Origin of the sequence: Thiolapillus sp. (assembly GCF_048562965.1) — a bacterium.
Taxonomy (GTDB): domain Bacteria; phylum Pseudomonadota; class Gammaproteobacteria; order Chromatiales; family Chromatiaceae; genus Thiolapillus; species Thiolapillus brandeum_A.
Genome location: NZ_JBHNMF010000495.1, coordinates 1 through 2,433 on the forward strand (window position 1 = coordinate 1; position 2,433 = coordinate 2,433).

Annotated in this window: 2 protein-coding genes; both read right to left on the bottom strand. The window is 49.9% G+C overall.

Going from position 1 to position 2,433, the window contains the following annotated elements; translation table 11 throughout:
• Positions 1-131: 131 nt before the first annotated feature.
• Positions 132-1,289, bottom strand: coding sequence for a restriction endonuclease (locus ACOCD2_RS16845; RefSeq protein WP_293649634.1), 1,158 nt, complete (start codon positions 1,287-1,289; stop codon positions 132-134).
• Positions 1,290-1,291: 2 nt separating this feature from the next.
• Positions 1,292-2,278: a DNA cytosine methyltransferase gene (locus ACOCD2_RS16850; RefSeq protein ID WP_293649636.1), complete on the bottom strand. Its 987-nt coding sequence runs from the start codon at positions 2,276-2,278 to the stop codon at positions 1,292-1,294.
• Between the last annotated feature and the right edge of the window lie 155 nt (positions 2,279-2,433).

Consider the following 2,433-nt stretch of genomic DNA (forward strand, 5'->3'; position numbering starts at 1 on the left):
GATGTGTTGGGTCAATAGCATAGACTCGGCGTGCTATGATGTAAAGCCTCTACAGACATGAAAAAGCGATTGTAGATCCATGGAGGCAGGCTTGTACTCATCTTAGGGGTGAGTAGTTACCCGGATACATCTTATTCAAATCCAGCCAACCACTTTTTGATCTGCCCTACAGATCCTATTTTTTCACGCAGCAACTGAACGATGTCTGCTCCACAGATCATAACCACAGGATGACCGTCTTCTTTCAACTCACTGTAAGCCTGTGATGCCAGATAAGAGGTAGTTACAAGAATGCCAAACTGTCGGTGACGCAGCCTGGAAATCAACCTTGACAGTTCTTTAACGCCTACGCCTTTGCCGGCAGGATCATAACACTTGGCCTCCAGAGCAAATTCAACAAGGATGGAGGACTTTTCTATGCCAATTCGGTATTCCCCGACAGCATCACGGCCACCATCACGCCACGGGCGGGTCAGCTCAGCATCAGCAATATCCGGCATCATGAGCCGTGCAATCTCAAGCGCACAGGCCTCAAATCCATGTGAATTCTCCTTGAATCTGTCGTGTACAGCCTCCAGAATCGTCGTGCCATCTTTGTTATCCGGCATCTGTTGTTCTCTGGTGCGCGTCTCCAGACTGTGCGGGGCAGCCAGCGGCTGATATTTACGGCTCTCCAACCACTCAAGCCAGGGGCGTGGTGCATGCATAGAAGTCGCCGCGTCGCCATTACAGACATCAGTCAACCAATCCTGGGAGATCACAGATACGTCAAGCACCGTAAACTCGGCCTTGTAGTTCTGAAAGCGTTCATTTTTTCCTCCCGTCCGCCAGATTGCCACAAGATCATCATCGGGACCGAGTGACGGCGCTCCGGGGACGGCAAGCCCGAGGAAACGCACATCCCGATATTCTCCTGTCCAGCCAAACAGCAGTATGACAGGAAAACGGTTTGTCACTGCCGGATCATGACGGCCGGCAAACAGGTGGGGCAGTATGCGGTTTCCACCCCTGGGCGTATCAAGGATCTGCTTTCCCGGTTTCTTGTTGTCACCATAGTAAGTAAACCGCCCGGTTTCATGATCCAGTCGATCCGGCCAGTCAGGGTCATTGAAATTGGACTTCAGGGCAATAAGGTGCAACCGGTCGAGTGCTGTACGGTCACCGATATAACGGAATCCCCCGCCGCCAGATACCCCGATCAGTGCCGGCAAGGGATCATCAGCAGCATTTCCTTGTCTTGAGCCATGATAGATTCTGTCGACAACAAGATCCTGGGTACCACCATCCATGGTCAGACAGCTGCAGCAAGCCCGCCGGCTTCCTCATTGATATTTGCAATCTTACGAAAAACAGCCTCCATCACAGGGGAGCAGACACCATTGCCGCAAAGTTTTACCTTGTCCCGGCGTGTGCCGTATGGGAGTTCGTGCCCATCTGCTCCCATAGCCCGTATCAGTTCTGGTGGTTGCAGCATCCTCAGCATTGGTTCATTTCCTTTCCATGTAACAAGTCCGAACCTGTCCAGTGTTGTAACTGTTCGCAAGGGTGCATCCAGTGACTGCCATCCCCCGGCATAGTCCGACCCATAGTACACAATAAGGAACGGTTTACCCTTGCCAAGAGCCTTCATGGCTCGCTCAGCACGCTCAAGTGTTGCCTTTGCCCGCCCCGGCTTGTACAAAGGACTGGTTGAATATGTTCCAGAGGGTTCAAGAACATCAGCAGCAGATTTCGTTTTTCTTCTATGCACTGCCAACAATTCTTCTTTTGTAACAGTCACACCTTTCTGGTCACAAATCAGGAACAACCGCTTACGCGATTGCGGGGTTCCGAACTCCGCCGAATCCAGCAAAAGCTGGCTTATTGTATAGCCATATTCTTCCAAAGTGGTCAGGAGCTCTTCATGTCGCTCCCATGTTTTCATACGATTTACGTTTTCAACTATCACCCATCTTGGATCGAACGCCTCTATCCAGGGAAATATACTGATGGCCGTTTCACGACTTTTTTCACTACCAGGCTTGGCACCCCTGGCAATCGAGTGGGCAGTACATTCTGGTGAGGTAAGAAGGACATCAGGAGCATATTTTCCCTCAAAATCAGAAGGATCAATCTTCTCAATTTTTTTCCCTAAGACAGTCGCTCCAGGAAAGTTTGCCTTATATGTCTGTATTGCCAATTCCCAGGCATCCACAGCCAACAGCGGTGATCCACCACCATTAACCGCGCCTCTGGCGCCGAAACCTCCTCCGCAAAATAAATCCACAAATTTCAACACGAAAAATACCTACATTTTTCTATCATGTTACCCGGACATCTGGTGAAGACTGTATCAGATCCAACCCTATCTGCCAGGTTATTCTCATGTGTCAAGTCCCGATAGATCATAGATTTTCTTTTTGAATAATTCCGGTTGTTTTTTGTGCCAATCCT